Raw genomic sequence first — 21,547 nt, 5'->3', positions numbered from 1 at the left:
ATCTCCGGGAAGCGGTGACGATACCCATCACGCGTTTTGACTCACCGCAAGAGCATGATGGCCGGAGCCTTTGCGCCAGCGTCGAAAATGACGAAAGCGGCGAAGCCGCCAATTTCCCCCGCAAGGTGGGGAAGATCAGCAGCTTCAACCCTCAGCTCACCACGCGCAAGTTCGAGAGCTCGTTGGCGATTTCCTTGAAATTGTCGGACAGCGTGGCGCCGGTCGCGTTCCAGAACAGTTTTGCAGGCTTGCTCGGGTTGGTCGGATCCTTGCGGAAGCGCGAGTCCGACGAGCACGTCTTCAGTGCCTCCATCGCGCTCTTGTCGCCGGCGTCGGTCGTCGACATGTCGAGCGCTACCGTCATCACCATGATGTTGGCCGCCTTGGCGTTGTTGCACAGCGTCGCCATCTGCTCGTTAAGGGCGGCGGTGTAGTTGCTCGACGAATAGTTGAGCTGGCCGATGGCGCTCGACGTGCCGCCAAACAGGCGGGTGACCGCAGTGCCGTTGTAGCCGACGCCGGTATAGCCATAGCCGGCATAGGTCGACTTGTTGCCGGCCGGGTCGCTGTTCACCGTCGAATAGGTGTTCTCGCCGTCGGTGAGCACGATGACCACCTTGTCGTTGCCGCGCTCGGTCTCCGGGCGGCCCTCGGTGAAGGGCTCGGTGCTGGAGACGGTGCGCCAGCCCCAGGCCATGCCTTCCGGCACATTGGTGTTGCCGTTGGGGGCCATCAGGTCGATTGCGGCCTTGATCTTGGTCAGCCCGGCGGCGTTGGCGACGTCGGTCAGCGGTGTGATCGGCGTGGTGGTGCAGCTGTAATTCGGACCGGCACCCGTCCCCAGCACCGGCGCGTTCATCGGCCGTGGCTGGAAATATTTGGCCATGTTGGATTGCCTGGTCTTGCCGGTGGTGCTCGCCGGATCGTCGTTCCACCAGCTGTTGGCCGCGCCATAGGTCTTAGGGGCCACCTCGTCGGGGTCCTGCGTTATGTACCAATGATTGCCCGGCTCGTCCGGCGCGAACATCGGCACGAACATGGTCGCGGGATCGCCGACGCCGGTGCCGGTGTTGTTCGGTCCGCCGGAGGCCGGCGCGTCGGTGACATTATAGGGGTAGGGACGGACCTCGACGCAGCCCTGCCAGCTGGCGAACGGTCCGTATGTGTCGTTGTAGTCGTATTCGTTGTGGCTGTCCGAGCATGTATGATTGGCACGATATTTGTCGCAGACCACGCGTTTGCTGCCGACGATGCGCTCGTGGCTGGTGACCACCTTCATGTCGCGGTAGAGCGAGAAGCGGGTCAGCATCTGCCCCTCCTGCTCACCCCAGCCAGTGCCTTTCTTGTACCAGATGCCGCCGATCTTCTGGGCATATTTGTCGGCTGCGTTAAGCGTCGACCAGGCGAAATTCTCGTTGTGGATGGGCGACAGCCCGTAGGCGTCGATCCATGACGCGTTGTCGTTGCTGGCGCCGACATTGACCGAGGCGGCGAACGGCACAAGGCTGAACTGGACCGGCTTGTCGATCTGCTTGATCATCGCGGCCTGCAAGGCAAGCGTGTCGACGAGCTGCTTGGCGGCTTGCTTGAGCAGGTCGATGCGCTTTTGTCCGGCACCCGTGCCCGTGTTCGACATCGACCCCGAATTGTCGAGCACCATGGCCACTTCCAGCGTGTTCTTCAGCCGGACTTGCGAACACACGGAGTACGTGACGTTTTCCGACGTCCTGCCGATCAGCATCGCCGCTGCCGGCAGAAAATAGGGCTTGTAGACCAGGCTGGCGCACAGCTTGACGATGCCGCCGCCGGTCGTGCTGCTGGGCAGCGTAACGCTGAGCGTCGTGTCGGCGGGATTGACGTCGTTGAGGTTTGCCTTGAAGAAGTCGAGCGCATAGGCCCGCAACTGGTCGTCGGTGGCGCCTTCCACCAGCCGGCGCGCTGTGGCGAAGTTGGCGGCGTCGAGCGCGTTGACCACCCTCTGCTTCTCGCTGACCACGCCGGTGTAGTCGACAGCCATTGCCACTCCGCCCATCAGTGGCACCATCGCCACAACGGTCATCAGAGCGTAATTGCCGCGGCGGTCACGCCAGAAGTCACGCCGGAATGTGCGCCAGAGTTCACGCATGTGATGTAAGCGGCCCCGCCTGCGGATTCTTCAATGCCGCCACAGTTTCACAAAACGTTGAAGGATGGGTTTGGGAAACTGCTCGATTGCGCGGATAGCGCTTCACCAGGCGCTAACCAAATGCACGGACACGTGAGCAACGCCGCAACAAAACGCCCCGCCGAGGCGGAGCGCCGTGTTCAAAAGATCGCGCCGATCAGCTGACGATGCGCAGGTTCGACAGTTCGTCGGCGATTTCCTTGAAACTTTGCGACAAGGTGGCGCCGGTCGCGTTCCAGTACAGCTTCGCCGGTTTGCTCGGGTCGGTCGGATCCTTGCGGAAGCGCGAATCCGAGGAGCATTTCTTGAGCGCGTCTATGGCAGTCTTTTCCGCCGGCTTGGTGGTAACCAGGTCAAGCGAGACCGTCATCAAGAGAATGTTCGAATTCTTCGCATTGGTGCAAAGCGTTTGCATCTGCTGGTCAAGCGCGGTTGTGTAGTTGGCCGCCGTATAAGTTGTCTTGGGGACGGTCGTGTTGACGAAAAGGCGGGTCGCGGTTTCCCCCGTTTTCGGGCCGGTATAACCATAGGCGGCGTAGGTCGATCCGTCCTTAGCATAGCTGCTGGTCATGTCGTTTGTGGGGCCGATGCTGTAGGTGTTGGCGCCGTCGGTCAGCACGATGACGACTTTGTCGTTGCCCCTTTCGGTGTTCGGCCGGCCTTCTGTGAATGGCTCGTTGCTCGACACCGTCCGCCAGCCCCAGGCCAGCCCTTCCGGCACGTTGGTGTTGCCGGTCGGCGCCATGGCATTGATGGCGTCCGTCAGGATTTTCTTGCCGGCCGTGGTGGTTATGTCCTGCAACGGCGTGATCGCGGCGGTCGTGCATGCCGCATTGGGTCCATCATCAGAGCCTGCGGCCGCTGCGTCCCAGGGCTTTGTCAGAAAATACTTTCGCATATCCGCTTGGCGTTTGGGGACAGTCAGCGTGTCGGAATAATCGATCCACCAATTGTTGGCGTAACCCCATGTCGATGTGCTGGTGCGAGTTGTGTCGAGCCAGAAATTGCCGGCTTCGTCCGGGGCGAACATCGGCACGAACATGGTGGCGGGCGTGCTCGTGGTCGGCGATGTGTCGTCGTCATTATAGGGATACGGCCTCGCCTCCACGCAGCCCTTCCAGGCTTCGTATTGGGCGGTCACAGAGGTCTTGCAACTGCCGTTCGAGTTCTTTTTCGTACAGCTCGTGGCCTTCATGTCGTTTGCAAAGAGACTGAACCGCGTCGCCGTGGTATTTTGGCCGTATTGCCCGGTGCCCCAGCCAGTGCCGCGCTTCCAGTAAGCACTGCCAACCTTTTCAATGTATTTATTCGAGTCATAACCAGATGACGCGTTCTTGTACATGAACTGCCAATCAAAGTTCTCGTGATGGATTGGCGAAATGCCGGTCGTATCCATCCAGGTTGCGTCCTTGTTGGCTGGGCCAACATTGACCGACGCAGAAAACGGGACCAGCGAGAACTGCACCGGCCTGGTGACCTGCCTCATTTGTGCGGCCTGGAGCGCCATCGTATTGACAAGCTCGGTAGCGGCCTTCTTGAGCAAATCTATTCGCGGCTGGCCGGTGCCGGAGCCGTTGATGCTCATGGAGCCGGAATTGTCGAGCACGAGAGACACTTCCAGCGTGTTCTTGAGGCGGATCTCGGAGCACGCGGAGGTTTTGGCATCGGTGGACGTTCTTCCGATCAGCATGGCCGCCACCGGCAGGAAATAGGGGTGGAACGTCAAACTGGCGCACAGCTTCAGCGTGCCGCCACCTGCGTTGTTGTTGGGCAGCGTCACCGTCAGGGCCGTATTGGCCGAGCTGACCTTTCCGAGATTGGCTTCGAAGAAATCCTTCGCATAGGCCTTGACTGCCGTGTCGGTCGCCCCGGTGACGATCTGCTGTGCCGTGGCAATCCCGGCGGCATCCAGCGCGTTCAGCATGTTCTGCTTCTGGCGCAGGAGATCGGTGTAGTCGATTGCAAGCGCCAGCGCGCCCATCAAGGGCACCATGGTGATCACTGTCATCAAGGCATAGTTGCCGCGTCTGTCGTTCAGAAATCTGCGGATCATGCCTTCAGCACCCCTGCCAGGACCCAATATCGGTCCGAAGATGCCCACAAAATCGTTAAATTTCAGGTTGCTGAAATACATTCAACATCGGCCCATCTTTTCAAGGCTCGTTAACCACTCGGCCCTGGTGATCAGCGGTGCGACATTGTTTCGATCGACCGAAGCTCGGAGAAGGGTGGTTCCTGCCTGTTGCAACCTTCGATCAGCCCGTTGCGCAACAGCCTGGCAAGTGCCGAAAAGCTGGTGACAGGATGAAACGCTTCGGTTAATGCGGGGCCGGTTGCGGCGGACCGTCGGCTGCAGCTCTCGCAATGATCGTCACAGCAGGAAAACGGCATGGCGGATTCGCCTGACATCATCGGCTCGCTCGCGGATTTGTCGGGCGCCTACTCGGCCATCCTGTGCGATGTCTGGGGGGTGATCCACAATGGCGAATGGCATTTTCCGGCGGCTGCCGAAGCGCTTGCCGCCGCGCGTGCGGCGAAGGTCCCGGTCGTCCTGATCACCAACTCGCCGCGCCGCAATGCCGATGTGGTGGCGCAGATGAATGCGATCGGCGTTCCCGCCGCCGCCTACGACCGCGTCGTGACCTCAGGCGATGTGACCCGCGACCTTATCGCCGAAGGCCCACGAAAAATCTTCCATATCGGCGCCGACCGCGATTTCACCCTCTATGACGGTCTGGACGTCGAGCTCGTCGAGGAGTTCGAGGCCTCCGGCGCGGTCTGCACCGGGCTGTTCGACGACGAGGTGGAAACGCCTGAGGATTACGCCGATCTGCTGCGCCGGCTGCGCGCCAGGAACCTGCCTTTCATCTGCGCCAATCCCGACATCGTGGTCGAACGCGGCGAGCGCATGATCTGGTGCGCCGGCGCATTGGCGCGCGACTATGCCCAGCTTGGCGGCCGCACGCTGATCGCCGGAAAACCTTATGCGCCGGTCTATGACGTAGCGCTGCGGGAGGTTGCCGTGCTTCTAGGCCGAGACGTCGCGCGCACCGAGGTGCTGGCCATCGGCGACGGCATGATGACCGACGTCAAGGGCGCCGCCGACAACGGCATCGACGTGCTTTACGTCTCGGGCGGCATTCACGCGCGCGACTATGGCGATCCCATGCAGCCGGACCCCGCCAGGCTTGCAGCCTTTCTGCAAAAGCACGGCTACCGGCCGGTCGCCGTCATTCCGAGACTGCGGTAGGGTTGCTGCATGAGCGCAGCTTTCGAACACATTTCAGCAACCGCGCCGCTGCCGCCGCATTTGCGCGGCGGCGTGGTGGCGATCGGCAATTTCGACGGCGTCCATCGCGGCCACCAGGCGGTGCTCGATCGCGCGCTTGCCGAAGCCGGGCGGCGCAGCGTGCCGGCACTGGTGCTGACCTTCGAGCCGCATCCGCGCAAGGTGTTCAGGCCGGATATGCCGCTGTTCGTGTTGACGCCGCCGCCGATGAAGGCGCGGCTGTTGTCGCATCTGGGCTTTGCCGCACTCGTCGAACAGCCGTTCACGCGCGCCTTTGCCGGCCTGTCGGCCGAGGCTTTCGTAACCGATGTGCTGGAGACGAACCTCGGCATCACCCATGCCGTCACCGGCTTCGATTTCCACTTTGGCAAGGACCGGCAAGGCGGCCCGGCCTTTCTGATGGTGGCAGGCGAGCGCCACGGGTTCGGGGTCACCCTGGTCGACGCTTTTCGCGACGAGGGCGCCGAGGTGGTGTCGTCGAGTCGTATCCGCGCGCTGCTCTGCGAGGGCGAGGTGGCCGAAGCCGCCGGCCTGCTCGGCTATCGCTTCACTGTCGAAAGCGAAGTCATCGGTGGCCAGCAACTCGGCCGCACGCTCGGCTTCCCGACAGCCAACATGAGGCTTTCTCCGGAAGCGACTCTCAAGGAAGGGATTTATGCCGTCCGCTTCCGCCGCGCCGATGGCACGCTTTATGACGGTGTGGCCAGCTTCGGCCGCCGTCCGACCGTCGACGACAATGGCGCGCCGCTGCTCGAAACCTTCGTCTTCGACTTTGCCGGCGATCTCTATGGTGAGATCTGCGACGTATCGTTCTTCGGCTTTATGCGCCCCGAGGTGAAGTTCGATGGGCTCGATGCGCTGGTGGCACAAATGAAGCGCGACGAGGCGGAGGCGCGCGCGCTGCTGGCCGGCGTCAGGCCGCTTTCGCAGTTGGACAGCGCGATCGCTTTTTGAGCCTTCCGGCCGCTTACCTCTTCAAGCCCCTACTTCTTCAACGCCAGTCCGAGAGCGATGAAGCTCCAGCCCTGGAAGATCAGGTCGATGGCCAGGAACAGGCCGAGCACCCACAGGCTGTTGACCGGCCAGCCCATGGCGATGGTCAGCCCCGCCAGCACGCTGATCAGGCCCGCCGCGACGACCCAGCCCCAGCCCTTTTCCGGTCGGTGGCTATAGCCGACCCAGGCCCTGAGCGCGCCTGAAGCGACCAGCGCCACCGCCAGCAGCAAGGTCAGCACCGTCGAGGCCAGCAGCGGATTGTCGAAGGCAAAGCAACCGGCAACGGCATAAAGTAGGCCGCTGAGCAGCCAATAGAAGAAGCGACTCCAGGTCTTCACGCCGAAGGCATGCACGATCTCGATGATGCCGGCCATCAGCATCAGCCAGCCCACGACATAGACCGAGGCGACGGTGGCGATGAACAGATTGCCGAAGGCAATGCCGCCGAAGATGAGCAGCAGCACGCCGAGCGCGACGAACCACCCCCATTTGTCCCGTGTCCGGCCGATCGCATCTTTGAGGGTATCACCGTGCAGGGTCATGGCTGCATCTCCTCGAAATCGCCTGGCACCTTGCCGGGAGGTTAGCCCCGGCTGTAGCGGACGTCCAGCCGATGGCGACGGCTAGCAAACAAACAAAGCGTCGGTGGCTTGAGGTTCGCGCGTACGTGTCAATTTATGGCAGCCCACCCAGTCACAAGGACGAGGACAAGCGTGACGATCGCTCCAGAGACGTAGACGATCGTTCTGACACTGCCACCCTTGGCGGCATTGCCGCCGCGTAGGTAAACCCCCAGGTGAAGCAGGCGTATCGCCACATGAACCCAGACAATGGTCGCCAACGTGGCCGACCCAACGCCAACCATCATGGCCAGCACCGCCGGGACGACAAAAGGCGCCAGCGCCTCGACCGAGTTCATATGCACGCGGTCGATCCTGTAGAGGAGATTGGCGTCGTCGGCCGGGATCACCGGACCGGAAAGCGCTCCGGCAAATCCCTTGGACGAACCCGAGTAAACCGCCAGCGCGACTGACAAAAGACAGAGGATCAGTACACCGAGGATGCTTAGCCAATAGGGTTCCATAATTGTGCTCCTTCAGGTCACCTTGCTGGCAAAAAGATCCTGGAATCGCCTGAGATACAGCGGCCAGCCTCGATCACCGTCAATCCCAAAGCGCACGCCTTCCCAGCCTTCGCCATGACGTTCGAGATTGCGATGCTCGATCTCGACGCGGGTCCGGCTATTCGTCTCCGCCGTAAACCGGACTTCCCACTCGCTGGTCCTGTCCGGATTGGTCTCGATCTGCCATTGAGGGCTGATATCCCAACTCAGAAGCAGTCGGTTCGGCGGCTCGTAGGCCAGCACCCGTGCCCAGCGGCACTCGCTGCCATCCACACCGCGGTCGTAGACGTGACCGCCAACGCGGGGTTCGAAGATCGTCTCCGCGATCGGCACCGCAAGCAGGTTATGCTCTTTGGGTTTGAAACTGCCGAAGTCCTCGGTGAAGACCTTGAAGGCATGTGCGATCGTAGCCTCGACAAGGATGGAGTGCCTCACGGGCGGTTGATGCGTGCTCATTCCTGCTCCTTCAAGGGCTGTTCGACGACCACTTTGTAGGCCGCCAAGGTCTTGCTCCAGAACCGGTCGAGTTCGGCGCGCAGGCTGGCCAAGCCTTCCGGTTCGACCCGGTAGATGCGTTGCTTGCCTAGCCGTGTGTTGGCCACGAGGCCGGCGTCCTTGAGCACCTTCAGGTGCTGCGAGACCGCCGGCCGGGTGACAGGAAGCGCACGAGCCAATTCCCCGACCGAACAGGGTTGTTCGACCAGCAGTTCGAAGATCGTCCGCCTGGTCGGGTCGCCAAGCGCTGTCCATCTGTTCATGTTAGTCTGCACTAACGCGAATTTAGGCAACCTCGCTATTTCTGTCAACTCGCCACAGGCCCGGCGGCGCCCTGTTCAAATGGGCCACAGCGCAAAAAACAGGGTCGCAGTTGCCGCCACTGCTGTAGATTTTAAGTCAAATTTTACCGAACCGGCGCCATGGCTTTGGCTGCCGGGTGTTCTCTCCGTTTGTTTCGCGTATGGGGTGATGATGCGTATTGTCTGGACGATTCCGCTGTTTCTCGCCTCGGCGCTGCTCACTGTGTCCACCGCCAATGCGGGCGAGGGTGCCTTCGGCTGGATGTCCGGCGACTGGTACCTGACGCTTGGCGCCACCGGCATGGTCGCGCCGAAATTCGAGGGCTCCAACAGCTATCTGCTCAGCGCATCGCCGATCATCTCGCTGGGCAAGGCCGGCCCGGCCGCGCGCTTTACCTCGCGCAACGACAACATCTCGCTGGCGCTGGTCGACGATGGCGGCGTCCGCGCCGGCCTGACCGGAAAATTCCTGTTTTCCCGCGACAGCAAGGATGAGCTCAAGGGCCTCGACCCGGTGCGCTGGGGCGGTGAGGTCGGCGGCTTCTTCGAAATCTATCCGACGGACTGGCTGCGCGCCCGCGCCGACTGCGCCATGGCATTCGTGCCCATGATGGCTTTGTCGCCGACATCGCCGCCGATGCTTTCTACGACGTGACGCCGACTGTCAGAATTTCGGGCGGACCACGCGTGTCCTTTGCCTCGTCGGGCTATTTCGACTCTTATTATGGTGTCAACGCCAAGGAGGCTGCGGCCTCGGACCTGAGCGAATACCATCCTGGCGGCGGCCTGAAATCGACCGGCCTTGGTGGCGCCATCACCTGGAAGGTGACCGATCCGATGACCGCCAGCCTGTTCGGCGAATATGCGCGCCTGATGGGCCCGGCCGCCGATTCCAGCCTGGTCAAGGAGCGCGGCGACCGTAACCAGTTCACGGTCGGCGTCTCGACCACCTATCGCTTCGACTTCGCGATGCAAGTGAATCGAACAAGAGACGCTTTATTCCTGCGGCTTTCTCGGCTAAAAGCCCGGCAATGACGAGCTTTTCACGCCTTCGCGCGCTGACGATACGAATTACAGGCCCGGTGTTCCGGGCGGCCTGAGCGCCGCCGGAGCCGCCGGGAGTTTTGCGCGCCCCCTCGCGCTTTTCCAATCATGATAGTTCACGCCCGAGCTTTTACGCCCGCCGGGCAATGCATATGGCAGACCAATGACCGACACTGTTGAAACGATCGACTATTCCAAGACGCTTTACCTGCCGCAGACGGATTTCCCGATGCGCGCCGGCTTGCCGGAAAAGGAACCGCTGCTGGTCAAGCGCTGGCAGGACATGGACCTCTATCGCAAGCTGCGCGAGGAGGCGGCCGGCCGCGAAAAATACGTGCTGCATGACGGCCCGCCCTACGCCAACGGCAACATCCATATCGGCCATGCGCTGAACAAGATCCTCAAGGACGTCATCACCCGCTCGTTCCAGATGCGCGGCTATGACGCCAATTATGTGCCGGGCTGGGATTGCCACGGCCTGCCGATCGAATGGAAGATCGAGGAACAGTACCGCGCCAAGGGCAAGAACAAGGACGAGGTGCCGGTCAACGAATTCCGCAACGAATGCCGCGAGTTCGCCGCGAACTGGATCTCCGTGCAGGGCGCGGAGTTTCAGCGACTGGGCGTAATCGGCGACTTCAAGAACCCCTATACGACGATGGCTTTCCATTCGGAGTCACGCATCGCCGGGGAGTTGTTGAAGTTCGCCATGTCCGGCCAGCTCTATCGTGGCTCCAAGCCCGTGATGTGGAGTGTGGTCGAGCGCACCGCGTTGGCCGAGGCCGAGATCGAGTACCAGGATTATGAGTCGGATACGATCTGGGTGAAGTTTCCAGTTGTGTCAGGATTTTGGAGCGTTGAGCACTTTGCATCAGACGCTGCACCGTCCATGCGCGTTCCGGAAAGCGTTGCACTTTTGGACAACGCCCACGTCGTCATCTGGACGACAACCCCGTGGACGATCCCCGGCAACCGTGCCGTCAACTATTCGTCACGGATCGGCTACGGCCTTTATGAAGTTACAGCAGCCGAAAATTCGTTCGGTCCACAGCCCGGTGAAAAGCTGATCTTTGCAGATGCGCTTGCCGAAGACTCCTCGGCCAAGGCCAAGGTCACCTTGAATCGGCTTCGCAGCGTTTCGGTCGAAGAGCTTGGAAGCCTTACACTTTCACATCCCTTCAAAGGTCTCGGCGGCGGCTACGAATTCGCCGTGCCGATGCTGGCCGGCGATCATGTCACCGACGACGCCGGCACCGGCTTCGTCCACACCGCGCCCGGCCATGGCCGCGAGGACTTTGATGCCTGGATGGATGCGGCATCGGATTTGCGCGCACGTGGCATCGACCCTGCCATCCCCTTCACTGTAGACGACGCCGGCTTCTTCACCAGAGACGCGCCAGGCTTCGGCCCGGACCGTGAAGGTGGCGCCGCGCGCGTCATCGACGACAACGGCAAGAAGGGCAATGCCAATCAGGCGGTCATCGACGAACTGATCAAGCGCAACGCGCTGTTCGCGCGCGGCCGGCTGAAGCATTCCTACCCGCATTCCTGGCGGTCGAAGAAGCCGATCATCTTCCGCAACACGCCGCAATGGTTCGTCTATATGGACAAGGACCTCGGCGACGGCACGACGTTGCGCAGCCGTGCGCTGAAGGCGATCGACGACACACGCTTCGTGCCGGCGGCCGGCCAGAACCGTATCCGCGCCATGATCGAGGAACGCCCGGATTGGGTCTTGTCGCGCCAGCGCGCCTGGGGCGTGCCGATCGCCGTCTTTGCCGATGAGGATGGCAACGTGCTGAAGGACGAAGCCGTCAACCAGCGCATCATGGATGCTTTCGAACAGGAAGGCGCCGACGCCTGGTTCGCTGCCGGCGCCAAGGAGCGTTTCCTCGGCAATCATGATGCCTCCAAATGGAAGCAGGTGATGGACATCCTCGACGTCTGGTTCGATTCGGGCTCGACGCATGTCTTCACGCTGGAAGACCGTCCGGACCTGAAATGGCCGGCCGACGTCTATCTCGAAGGCTCCGACCAGCATCGCGGCTGGTTCCACTCCTCGCTGCTCGAAAGCTGCGGCACCAGGGGCAGGGCGCCCTACGACACCGTCGTCACCCATGGCTTCACCATGGATGAAGAGGGGCGAAAGATGTCGAAATCGCTCGGCAACACCGTCGTGCCGCAGGACGTCATCAAGCAGTCCGGCGCCGACATTCTGCGGCTATGGGTGGTGACGACGGACTATTGGGAAGACCAGCGTCTCGGCAAGAACGTGCTGCAGACCAACATCGATGCCTATCGCAAGCTCCGCAACACCATCCGCTGGATGCTGGGCACGCTCGCCCATGACGATGGCGAGGAAGTGCCGCTCGAAAAGATGCCGGAGCTGGAGCGGCTGATGCTGCATCGGCTGGCCGAGCTCGATGAGGTCGTGCGCTCGGGCTACGACGCGTTCGAGTTCAAACGCATCACCCGCACTTTGCTGGACTTTATGGTGGTCGAGCTGTCGGCCTTCTATTTCGACATCAGGAAGGACGCGCTCTATTGCGAGGGGCCCGGCAGCGTGAAGCGCAAGGCCTCGGTGCAAGTGGTGCGCCACCTCTTCGACTGCCTGGTGAAATGGCTGGCGCCGATGCTGCCCTTCACCACGGAAGAAGCCTGGCTCGACCGTCATCCGGATGCTGTCTCGCTGCATCTCGACCAGTTCCCCGAGATTCCGGCCGAGTGGAAGAACGAGGCACTGGCGGAAAAATGGCGCAAGGTGCGGCAGGTCCGCCGTGTCGTCACCGGCGCGCTCGAGATCGCACGCGCTCAGAAGGTCATCGGTGCCTCGCTGGAAGCCGTGCCGGTCGTGAGCCTCGACGATGCCACGCTTGAAGCCGCGATCGCCGATGTCGACATGGCCGAGATGGCGATCACCAGCGATCTCGTCATCGCCCATGGCAAGGCGCCGGAAGGCGCCTTTGCGCTCGACGATGTCAAAGGTGTCGCGGTGGTGGTCGAAAAGGCCGAGGACCGCGGCTTGGTCAAATGCGCGCGTTCGTGGCGCTATACCGCCGATGTCGGGCAGGACGTGGAATTCCCCGACGTGTCTGCCCGCGATGCCGCCGTGCTGCATGAACTCAAGGCTCTGGGGCGTTTGTAAGCGCTCATAGCCGGTGCACAAATGCCACGGCGGGCGGGTGAAAACCGCCCGCGCGTTGCCCTTAACGAGTGGTTCAGCTAAACAGACGAAACTCCGGAAGACAAATTGTCGCCGGAATTCCGTCGCAAGAGCGTGGACGATGGGGACCGGACCTTCGGCCGGTGGCGATCGAGAGGCTGTCTAGAGTGGGACTTTTTGGCATGACCAAGAGAACTTATGCGCGCGTTGCGCTGCTGGCGCCGCTTGTCGTGTCCGGCCTCGCTCTGTCCGGCTGCATGGGTTCGCCGACCTACGGCACCGACAAGACGGCTGGCGAGCAGCTTGCGGGCGACCTTTCCGGCGCCTTCGCGATCACGCCCAAGCACAAGGAACAGATCGACTACAGGCCGCGTCCGGAGCTGGTAAAGCCGGCGCCGGGGCAGAAGGAAGTGCTGCCGCCGCCACAGGAAAGCATCGAGACGGCGAGCACCGATTGGCCCGAATCGCCCGAGCAGCGCCGCGCCCGCCTGCGTGCCGACGCCACTGCCCACCAGGACGACCCGTCCTATCAGTCGGGGATCGTCGACGACGTGCAGACCGATCCGGCTTCCGTGAAGAAGGCGCTGGCGGATTCGGGCTCAAGCCACCCGCCGGCCTGGTCGCCGAAGGATTCAGACAAGGGCCGCGCCGCCGAGATCCAGCGCCGCACCGCAGAGCAAAAGCAGGGCGATCCCAACACTCGCAGATATCTGAGCGAGCCGCCTCTGGCCTATCGGGCTGCCTCCGACACGGCGCCGCAGGGCGAACTCGGCGAGGATGAATACAAGAAGGAACGCCGCCTCAAGAAGGAAGCGGCCGCCAAGGGCAAGAGCGGCGGGCTCTTCGACTGGCTGCCCTCCTGGTAGGAACCGTCGCCTTCGGTAGCTGAAGGCTCTACGTTTCGCGTCTTTCCCGAAAGAATTCCCTGAGCAGCAGCGCCGCGTCGGCCTCGGCCATGCCCGGATAGATGTCGGGCGTATGGTGGCAGGTCGGCGAAGCGAAGAAGCGCACGCCGTTGACCACCGCGCCGCCCTTCTCGTCGGCCGCGCCGAAATAGAGCCGGCGCAGCCTGGCGAAGGAAATGGCGCCTGCGCACATGGCGCAGGGTTCCAGCGTCACATAGAGGTCGTGGCCGGTCAGCCGCTCGCTGGAGAGCGTTTGGCAGGCCGCGCGGATGGCCAGCATTTCGGCATGCGCCGTCGGATCGGCAAGTTCGCGGGTGCGGTTGCCGGCGGATGCCACCACCGTGTCGCCGCTGGCGATGACGGCGCCAACCGGAACTTCTCCGCGCAAGGCGGCGGCTTGCGCCTCTTTCAGCGCCAGCGCCATGAAATCCGGCCGCTTCACGCGGTTTCCATTCCGATTATCTCCTCGCCACTTGGCGGTGATCCTGTTATGGAGCGCGTCAACCCGAATATCGGAACAGATTTTCGGAAATGATCATGCGCCAAATCAAAGTGCTATAGCGTCCTTTGCGCGTCCGAAAGGATGCGCCACGCTGTAGCAGCGCAACAAGGCAAAGGCCACATGGACGACAACGACAAGAAATCTCCGCGCCACAAAGGCCCGGGCAAAAGCGGCCCTGGAGCCGCGGGGCCGCGCCGCGATGGCGCCGCCGGCAAAAGCGGCAAACCCTCCTTCGGGGCCAAGAAACCCTATTCACCGCGAGGCGCCCGGCCCGCAGCGGCTGAGGGCGAGCGGCCCAAGCGCGATTTCAAAAGTGGCGACCGGCCATTCAGCAAAGGTCCGCGTTCCGAAGGCAAGCCCTTCGAAAAGCGCGAGGGACCGCGCAAGCCATATGCACCACGCGGTGACCGGCCGATGGCAGCCGAAGGCGAGCGCAAGCCGTATGAAAAGCGCGAAGGGCCGCGCAAACCCTATGCGCCGCGTGGGGATCGCCCTATGGTGGCCGAGGGTGAACGCAAGCCGTATGAAAAGCGCGAGGGGCCGCGCAAGCCTTATGCACCGCGCCGCGATCGGCCGGTTGCGGCCGATGGCGAGCGGCCAAAGCGCGATTTCAAGGGCGGCGATCGGCCGTTCAGCAAGGGGCCGCGTCCCGAAGGCAAGCCTTTCGAAAAGCGTGAAGGGCCGCGCAAGCCCTACGCACCGCGTGGCGATCGGCCTGCTTCCGCCGAGGGCGAAAAGCGTTTTGACCGGCCAAAGCGCGATTTTGGCGATCGCCCGCAGCGCGACGCCGGAGATCGTCCCAAGCGTGACTTCAGCGATCGCCCCAAGCGCGATTTCGGTGGTGACCGGCCGCAAGCATCTGGCGGCCCCTTCAAGCCGCGCCCGCGTCCGGCCGAGGCTGAAGAAGCCGGCGAGCGTATCGCCAAGCGGCTGGCCCGCGCCGGCCTGGCGTCGCGCCGCGACGCCGAAGACCTGATCGCGGCGGGCCGTGTCAAGGTCAACAACCGGGCTTTGACCTCGCCGGCCTTCAACGTCATGCCGGGCGACATCATCCATCTCGACGGCATGGAGATCCCGCCGATCGAGCGCACCCGCCTGTTCCTGTTTCACAAGCCGGCCGGCGTCGTTACCACCAACCGCGACCCCGAGGGCCGCAAGACCGTGTTCGACGTGCTGCCGGCCGAATTGCCACGGCTGATGACCATCGGCCGCCTCGACATCAACACCGAAGGCCTGCTGCTGCTCACCAATGATGGCGGTCTGTCGCGCGTGCTCGAACTGCCTGCCACTGGCTGGCTGCGCCGTTACCGCGTGCGCGTTCATGGCAAGGTCGAGGAAAGCATGCTCGCAGGCCTGCGTGAAGGCATTGCCGTCGACGGCGTCTTCTACGGCGCCATCGAGGCGACGCTCGATCGTGAACAAGGCACCAACGCCTGGCTGACGATCGGCCTGCGCGAAGGCAAGAACCGCGAAGTGAAGAACATCCTTGGATCGCTCGGCCTCGACGTGACGCGGCTGATCCGTATCTCCTACGGACCGTTCCAGCTCGACGATCTCGCCGAAGGCCATGTGCTGGAGATCAAGGGCCGCGTCTTGCGCGACCAGCTCGGCGAGCGACTGGTCGAGGAATCCGGCGCCAATTTCGACGCCGAGATCATCAAGCCGTTTTCCAACCAGCCGGTGCGGCGAGAGCGTGACGCGGAGCCGGAACGGCCGAAAGTCACCCGCGAGGGTGACCATCGGCCGATCGGCGAGGGCGGTCTTATCAAGAACCGCAAGCGCCGCGAAGGCAGCCGCGACGAAGCGCTCGGCAAGCTGTCGACCAGTCCCGAAAGGGGCGCGAGGCCGGAAAAGAGCTTTGGCGAACGCGGCCCGAGACCCGAGCGCAGCGAGTTTTCGGACAAGCCGCGCAGCGAGTTTCGCGAAAAGCCGCGCGGCGATTTTGGCGACAAGCCCCGTGGAGGCTTCGGCGACAAGCCGCGCGGCGCCTTTGGTGACAAACCGCGCGGCGGCAAGAAGCCCGAGCGCGAGCAGCGGCCGATCGATCCGCCGGGCCAGCGCAAGGCTAATGTCTGGATGGCGCCGGGCGCGCGTCCGATCGGCAAGGGCAGGGCGGAAGCCGATGCCGCCAAGGCGGCCGAGGCCAAGGCGCGCAAGGCGTCGTTCAAGCCGTCCTATGGCAAGCCGGCCTATGGCAAGCCGGGCGGAGCCAAGCCGTTCGGCAAGCCGGGTGGCGAGCGTCCGGATGGCGGTCGGGGCGGCGAGCGGCCACGCAACGGTCCCAAGGGCCCGAGGACCAGATGATGCCGGGACTTAAATGAGATCTGGCCTTAAATGAGACCCGGGCATAAATGAGAATCGTCGGCGGCCAATTTCGCGGGCGTCCGCTGGCGACGCCGCGCGACCATGCCATCCGCCCGACGACCGACCGCGCCCGCGAGGCCGTCTTCAACGTGCTGGCGCACCGCTTTGCCGACAAGCTCGACGGCGCGCGTGTGCTCGACCTTTTCGCCGGCACCGGCGCTCTCGGCCTCGAAGCGCTGTCGCGCGGCGCTTCCTATGGCGTCTTTATCGAAGAATCGGCCGAAGGGCGCGGCCTGATCCGCACCAATGTCGAGGCTTTTGGCCTTACCGGCCGCACCAAGATCTTCCGCCGCGACGCGACCGCCCTGGGTGAGGCCGGTACGCTTGCGGCATTCGGCCTGGTCTTCGCCGATCCGCCCTATGGCAAGGGCCTTGGCGAGCGCGCCCTGCGCTCGGCCAGGGATGGCGGCTGGTTGCTGCCCGGCGCGCTCTGCGTGATCGAGGAAGCCGCCTCGGCGCCCTTCGAGATTGGGCCGGAATTCTCGGTGGTTGATGAACGAAACTACGGCGAGACGGTGGTCCGGTTCATCGAGCTTGCGTAAGGGTGTGGCGATCGGCGCCTTCAAAATGACGCACAATTCACTTTGCCTCCGCGGCTGACCTTGCCTATCGTCGCGCGATAACAACCGGAGCCATCAATGACATCTCATACTGAATGGCTGCGGAGAGCCTTGCTCGCCACCGCGCTGACCATGGCCGGCCCGGCCCTGGCCGCGGATGATGGCAAGGTGGCCAACTTCCTGCTCGACAATGGCATGGAGGTGGTGGTCATTCCCGATCATCGCGCCCCCATCGTCACCCATATGGTGTGGTACAAGATCGGCAGCGCCGACGAGCCGCCAGGCAAGTCCGGCATAGCGCACTTCTTCGAACACCTGATGTTCAAGGCCACGACCAACCACGCCGCGGGCGAGTTCGACCGCGCCATATCGGCCATCGGCGGCTCCAACAACGCCTTCACCTCATATGACTACACTGCCTTCCACGAGACGGTGGCGCCCTCGGCACTTGGTGAGATGATGAGCTTCGAGGCCGATCGCATGCGCAACCTCATCTTGACCGACGAGGTCATCAAGACCGAGCGCGACGTGATCCTGGAAGAGCGCCGCGCGCGCATCGACAGCAATCCGCAGGCGGTGCTCGACGAAGAGGTCGACGCGACGCTCTGGCAGAACCAGCCCTACCGCATTCCGGTGATCGGCTGGATGCAGGAGATGGAGCAGTTGAACCGCACCGATGCGGTTGCCTTCTATGACAAATACTACCGCCCCAATAATGCGGTGCTGATCGTGGCCGGCGATGTCGAGCCGGAGGTCGTGAAGGCGCTGGCCGAAAAAACATATGGCAAGGTCGCGCGCGGTCCCGACCTGCCCCCGCGCATCCGCCCGGTCGAGCCGGAGCAGAACACCAAGCGCACGGTGACGCTCACCGATGGGCGCGTTTCGGTGCCGAGCTTTTCGACGCAATGGGTGGTTCCGTCCTACCACACGGCAAAACCCGGCGAGGCCGAGGCGCTCGACCTGCTGGGAGAGATCCTTGGCGGCGGCAGCCGCAGCAGGCTCTACCAGCAACTCGTGGTCAAGCAAGGCATCGCATCGGCGACCGGCGCCTTCTTCCAGGGTACGATGCTCGACGCCACCAATTTCACCGTCTATGGCGCGCCGCGCGGCGACGCCAAGCTGAGCGACGTCGAGGCGGCCGTCGACGCCGAGATCGCCCGCATCGTCAAGGACGGCGTCACCGCCGATGAGCTGGAGAAGGCCAAGGCCCGCTATATCAGGGCCATGATCTTCGCCCGCGACAAGCAGGACGAGATGGCCAATCTCTACGGCGCCGAGCTCGCCACCGGCGGCAACGTCAGGGATATCGAGGAATGGCCGGACCGCATTCGCAAGGTCACCGCCGATGAGATCAAGGCGGTCGCCGCACGCTATCTGCTGCTCGATCGTACGACGACCGGCTATCTCTTGCCGCAGCAACAGGCGGGGAATTGATGATGACGAGATTGAGCGTTAGCGCTGCCCCTCACCTGCCTGCCGGCATCCTCTCCCCCTATAGTGACGGGGAGAGGGGCGCTGTCATCGTCGATTTCGCCAACCATCAGCGTCGTAAGAAGAGCGCCAGCGTCGCGGCGAGACCCCTTCTCCCCGTCACTATACGGGGAGAAGTGCCCGGCAGCGCGATGAGGGGCGGAGCTGACCTTGGCGATCAATGGCCTGATGCGATTACTCATAGGCGCATCGCGGTTCTCCACGTCTTCGCCACACTGTTCCTCGGCATCTTCTTCCTCATCCTGCCGGCGCTTGCCGCGCACGCGATGGACATTCAGCCGGTGACCTCATCGAAAGGCGTCAACGCCTGGCTGGTCGAGGACCACTCCATTCCGATCGTCGCCATCCGCTTCGTCTTCGATGGCGGCTCGACGCAGGATCCGGCGGGGCGGGAAGGGCTGGTCAATCTGATGACCGGCCTATTCGACGAGGGCGCCGGCGACCTCGACAGCGAGGCCTTCCAGATCAAGCTTGACGATGCCGGCGCCGAAATGGGCTTCGAAGCGGCGCGCGACGGCACCTATGGCGCGATGCGGATGCTGGCCGAGCAGAAGGATGCGGCCTTCGACCTGCTCAGGCTGGCGGTCACCAGCCCGCGCTTCGACCAGGCGCCGATCGACCGTATCCGCGCCCAGATCCTGTCCGGCATCATCGCCAATGAGCGTGACCCCAACACCGTCGCGCAAACCAAATGGCTGCGCGCCATCTATGGCGACCATCCGTATTCCAGGCCCGACCAGGGCACCAAGGACAGCATCGCCACCATCACGGCAGCGGATCTGGCTGCCTTCCACAAGGCCAATTTCGCCCGCAGCGGCCTGCATGTTGCGGTGGTCGGCGACATAGATGCCGCGACGCTGAAACGGAAGCTCGATGAGGTCTTCGGCGATCTGCCGGAAAAGCAGGTGCTGCAACCGGTTGCCGATACCGAGCTGAAGCTCGGCCAGCAGCTCGAGGTCGACTACGACCTGCCGCAGACCTCGCTGCAGTTTGCCTATCCCGGTGTGAAGCGCGATGCGCCGGATTTCTTCCCCGCGGTGCTGATGAACCAGATTCTCGGCGGCGGCACCTTCACCTCGCGCCTCTATGACGAGGTGCGGGAAAAGCGCGGCTTGGCCTACTCCGTCGATTCCAACCTGGTCGACCACCAGCATTCCAATGCGCTGATCATCACCACGGCGACGCGTTCCGACCGCGCCGCCGAGACGCTCGCCATCGTCAAGGAGGTGGTCAAGAAGATGGCGCAGGAGGGGCCGACCGAGGCCGAGCTGGACGCGACCAAGAAATACATGGTCGGCTCCTATGCTATCAGCAATCTGGATTCTTCCAGCGCCATTGCCGCGACCCTGGTGGAATTGCAGCTCGACAATCTCGGCATCGACTACGTGCAGCGCCGCGCGGCGCTCATCAACGGCGTGACGCTCGATCAGGTCAAGGCAGCGGCGAAGAAGCTGCTGACGCCGGCGCCCGCGATCATGAGCATCGGGCCGAAGCTGGAGGCCAAATGACAGGTCCGACTTTCGGTATCGCCTTTGGCGGCGGCGGCGCGCGCGGCCTCGCCCATATCCACATCGTCGAGGCGCTGGACGAGCTCGGCATCAAGCCCGTGGCCATCGCCGGCTCCTCGATCGGCGCCATCATGGGCGCCGGCATGGCCTCGGGCATGAGCGGAAAGGACATCGAGGACTACGCCCGCTCGATCCTCGGCCGCCGCGCCGAGGTGGCGGCGCGCATGTGGCGCTCGCGTCCCGGCACCATCGCCGAGGCGATGCAGGGCGGCATCCGCGTCAGCCAGTTCAACATAGAGCGCATCTTGAAGGCGTTCCTGCCGGAAGCCATCCCGGAAACCTTCGCCGAGCTGATGATCCCGCTCAAGGTGACGGCGACGGACTATTTCGGTCACAAGCTGGCCGTCTTCGACGAGGGCGACCTGCATTCGGCGCTCGCCGCCTCGGCTGCCATTCCCGCCGTGTTCCGCCCGGTGACGCGCGACGACCGCGTGCTGATCGACGGCGGCATCTACAATCCGGTGCCGTTCGACCTCATCGAAGACGCCGCCGACATCATCATCGCGATCGACGTCGTCGGTGCGCCGAGCGAGGCCGAGCGCAAGCACCCGACCACCGTCGATCTGATGTACGGCGCCACGCAATTGATGATGCAGTCGATCATCGCCCACAAGCTGAACCAGCGCCCCCCCGACATACTGATCCGCCCGCCAGTGTCAAAATACCGCGTGCTCGATTTCATGAAGATCGACACGCTGCTGGCCGAGACGCAGGAGGTCAAGGACGAACTGAAGCGCGAGGTGGAAAGAGTGGTCGAGGCGCATGCCAAGGGCAAGCGGGGGAAGAAAGCAGGGTGAGCTGCCGATCTCCCCCCTCGAGGGGGAGATGGCCGGCGGACCAGAGGGGGTCGTCTCGCGTGAAGCTCGACCTCCTACGGTCGATAGGAGGTTGCGTCAGGACGGACCGACCGCCTCTGTCGCCTTCGGCGACATCTCCCCTCAAGGGGAGATTACCTACCAGCGTCTCACACCCTCCCAGCCGCATATTCCAGCGCCACCACGCCATTGCTGAACTGTACGGTCGAGATCGGCTCCAACGCCACCGGCATATCGGGCGGGAACAGCTTCTTGCCCTCCCCGACGGAGCCAGGGTAGCTCAGCAGCCTGACGCGATCGACCAGACCATGGCGCAGCAATTCCCGCGCGACGCTCAGGCTGCCATGCACATAGATGTTGCCGCCGCTGCCTTGCTTCAGCGCCCGAACCGCTTCCGGCAACACACCCTTCAGCAACTCGGCCGGTTTCCAGTCGAGTGCCTTCGGGCTTGTCGACGCGACATATTTCGGCAGCGCATTGAACCGGTCGGCGAAGTCTCCGGTTTCCTTGGGCCAAGAGCCGGCAAAAATCTCGTAGGTCGTGCGCCCCAGAAGCATGGCCCCGCTGTCGGCAAGCTCGTCCTCCTTGAACCTTTGCATCTCATCGTTCCAGGTCACGCTGGGCAGCTTCTCGACCTCGGCGATGCCATCGATGCTGATGAACTCGGTGATAATAAGGTTTCTCATGGCGCTCTCCTTCTTCTGTCAAAGGACGAACCGTGTGAGCCTTTTGCGACCGCTCTGCGAAAAAAAAGCGCTTTGTTGAG

The 21,547-nt window shown here is 63.1% G+C and carries 17 protein-coding genes and 1 pseudogene; 10 read left to right on the top strand and 8 right to left on the bottom strand.

Annotation, left to right across the window (positions count from 1 at the left end; all coding sequences use genetic code 11):
* Window positions 1-151 precede the first annotated feature (151 nt).
* Both NKI15_RS26430 and NKI15_RS26425 read right to left on the bottom strand, forming a co-directional pair.
* Window positions 152-2,125, bottom strand: coding sequence for a pilus assembly protein TadG-related protein (locus tag NKI15_RS26430; RefSeq protein ID WP_352514925.1), 1,974 nt, complete (start codon window positions 2,123-2,125; stop codon window positions 152-154).
* A gap of 196 nt (window positions 2,126-2,321) precedes the next feature.
* Window positions 2,322-4,217, bottom strand: coding sequence for a TadE/TadG family type IV pilus assembly protein (locus tag NKI15_RS26425; protein WP_352514926.1), 1,896 nt, complete (start codon window positions 4,215-4,217; stop codon window positions 2,322-2,324).
* Between the two features lie 336 nt (window positions 4,218-4,553).
* Here NKI15_RS26425 and NKI15_RS26420 point away from each other — a divergent pair, with 336 nt between their 5' ends.
* Complete coding sequence (locus tag NKI15_RS26420) at window positions 4,554-5,414, top strand: TIGR01459 family HAD-type hydrolase (RefSeq protein ID WP_023671533.1); 861 nt, start codon at window positions 4,554-4,556, stop codon at window positions 5,412-5,414.
* Between the two features lie 9 nt (window positions 5,415-5,423).
* Window positions 5,424-6,407 (top strand): bifunctional riboflavin kinase/FAD synthetase, encoded by a 984-nt coding sequence (locus tag NKI15_RS26415; RefSeq protein ID WP_023705734.1) that lies wholly within the window; start codon window positions 5,424-5,426, stop codon window positions 6,405-6,407.
* Between the two features lie 29 nt (window positions 6,408-6,436).
* On the opposite strand, the gene NKI15_RS26410 is transcribed toward NKI15_RS26415, so the two are convergent.
* From NKI15_RS26410 to NKI15_RS26395, 4 genes are all read right to left on the bottom strand, one after another.
* Window positions 6,437-6,991, bottom strand: coding sequence for an HdeD family acid-resistance protein (locus NKI15_RS26410; protein WP_023708514.1), 555 nt, complete (start codon window positions 6,989-6,991; stop codon window positions 6,437-6,439).
* A gap of 128 nt (window positions 6,992-7,119) precedes the next feature.
* Window positions 7,120-7,533 carry an MAPEG family protein gene (locus tag NKI15_RS26405; protein ID WP_023671536.1) on the bottom strand — a complete coding sequence of 138 codons (414 nt, stop codon included), beginning with the start codon at window positions 7,531-7,533 and terminating at the stop codon, window positions 7,120-7,122.
* 12 nt (window positions 7,534-7,545) lie between these two features.
* Complete coding sequence (locus NKI15_RS26400) at window positions 7,546-8,028, bottom strand: SRPBCC family protein (RefSeq protein ID WP_023705736.1); 483 nt, start codon at window positions 8,026-8,028, stop codon at window positions 7,546-7,548.
* The gene (locus tag NKI15_RS26395) at window positions 8,025-8,330 is read right to left on the bottom strand and encodes an ArsR/SmtB family transcription factor (protein ID WP_023689559.1); all 306 of its coding nucleotides are present in this window, start codon (window positions 8,328-8,330) and stop codon (window positions 8,025-8,027) included. The genes NKI15_RS26400 and NKI15_RS26395 overlap by 4 nt, the downstream gene beginning before the upstream one ends.
* A 211-nt stretch (window positions 8,331-8,541) precedes the next feature.
* On the opposite strand from NKI15_RS26395, the pseudogene NKI15_RS26390 reads away from it, so the two are divergent.
* The 3 genes and pseudogenes from NKI15_RS26390 to NKI15_RS26380 form a co-directional block, all read left to right on the top strand.
* Window positions 8,542-9,341 (top strand): annotated as a pseudogene (locus NKI15_RS26390) (MipA/OmpV family protein); the annotation flags it as partial.
* A gap of 235 nt (window positions 9,342-9,576) precedes the next feature.
* Window positions 9,577-12,558, top strand: coding sequence for an isoleucine--tRNA ligase (ileS, locus tag NKI15_RS26385; protein WP_023705738.1), 2,982 nt, complete (start codon window positions 9,577-9,579; stop codon window positions 12,556-12,558).
* Window positions 12,559-12,758: 200 nt separating this feature from the next.
* Complete coding sequence (locus NKI15_RS26380; RefSeq protein ID WP_023705739.1) at window positions 12,759-13,442, top strand: hypothetical protein; 684 nt, start codon at window positions 12,759-12,761, stop codon at window positions 13,440-13,442.
* Window positions 13,443-13,470: 28 nt separating this feature from the next.
* Here NKI15_RS26380 and NKI15_RS26375 read toward each other — a convergent pair whose 3' ends face one another.
* Entirely contained in the window at window positions 13,471-13,923 is a 453-nt protein-coding gene (locus NKI15_RS26375) for a nucleoside deaminase (protein WP_023694762.1), read from the bottom strand.
* A 180-nt stretch (window positions 13,924-14,103) separates the two neighbouring features.
* Here NKI15_RS26375 and NKI15_RS26370 point away from each other — a divergent pair, with 180 nt between their 5' ends.
* From NKI15_RS26370 to NKI15_RS26350, 5 genes are all read left to right on the top strand, one after another.
* Window positions 14,104-16,287, top strand: coding sequence for a pseudouridine synthase (locus NKI15_RS26370; RefSeq protein WP_352514927.1), 2,184 nt, complete (start codon window positions 14,104-14,106; stop codon window positions 16,285-16,287).
* Window positions 16,288-16,334: 47 nt separating this feature from the next.
* The gene (gene rsmD / locus NKI15_RS26365; protein ID WP_023697689.1) at window positions 16,335-16,889 is read left to right on the top strand and encodes a 16S rRNA (guanine(966)-N(2))-methyltransferase RsmD; all 555 of its coding nucleotides are present in this window, start codon (window positions 16,335-16,337) and stop codon (window positions 16,887-16,889) included.
* A 96-nt stretch (window positions 16,890-16,985) separates the two neighbouring features.
* Window positions 16,986-18,341, top strand: coding sequence for a M16 family metallopeptidase (locus NKI15_RS26360; protein WP_023750501.1), 1,356 nt, complete (start codon window positions 16,986-16,988; stop codon window positions 18,339-18,341).
* 188 nt (window positions 18,342-18,529) lie between these two features.
* Window positions 18,530-19,906, top strand: a complete 1,377-nt coding sequence (locus NKI15_RS26355) for a M16 family metallopeptidase (protein WP_023697687.1) — start codon at window positions 18,530-18,532, stop codon at window positions 19,904-19,906.
* A complete protein-coding gene (locus tag NKI15_RS26350) occupies window positions 19,903-20,763 on the top strand; it encodes a patatin-like phospholipase family protein (RefSeq protein WP_023694766.1) in 861 nt (286 codons plus the stop codon). The genes NKI15_RS26355 and NKI15_RS26350 overlap by 4 nt, the downstream gene beginning before the upstream one ends.
* A 167-nt stretch (window positions 20,764-20,930) precedes the next feature.
* Here the strand turns inward: NKI15_RS26350 and NKI15_RS26345 are convergent, their stop codons facing one another.
* The gene (locus NKI15_RS26345) at window positions 20,931-21,467 is read right to left on the bottom strand and encodes a dihydrofolate reductase family protein (RefSeq protein ID WP_023697685.1); all 537 of its coding nucleotides are present in this window, start codon (window positions 21,465-21,467) and stop codon (window positions 20,931-20,933) included.
* Between the last annotated feature and the right edge of the window lie 80 nt (window positions 21,468-21,547).

It is taken from the genome of Mesorhizobium sp. M0862 (genome assembly GCF_040319795.1).
Lineage (GTDB): Bacteria > Pseudomonadota > Alphaproteobacteria > Rhizobiales > Rhizobiaceae > Mesorhizobium.
This window is presented reverse-complemented; position numbering and strand designations above follow the sequence as displayed.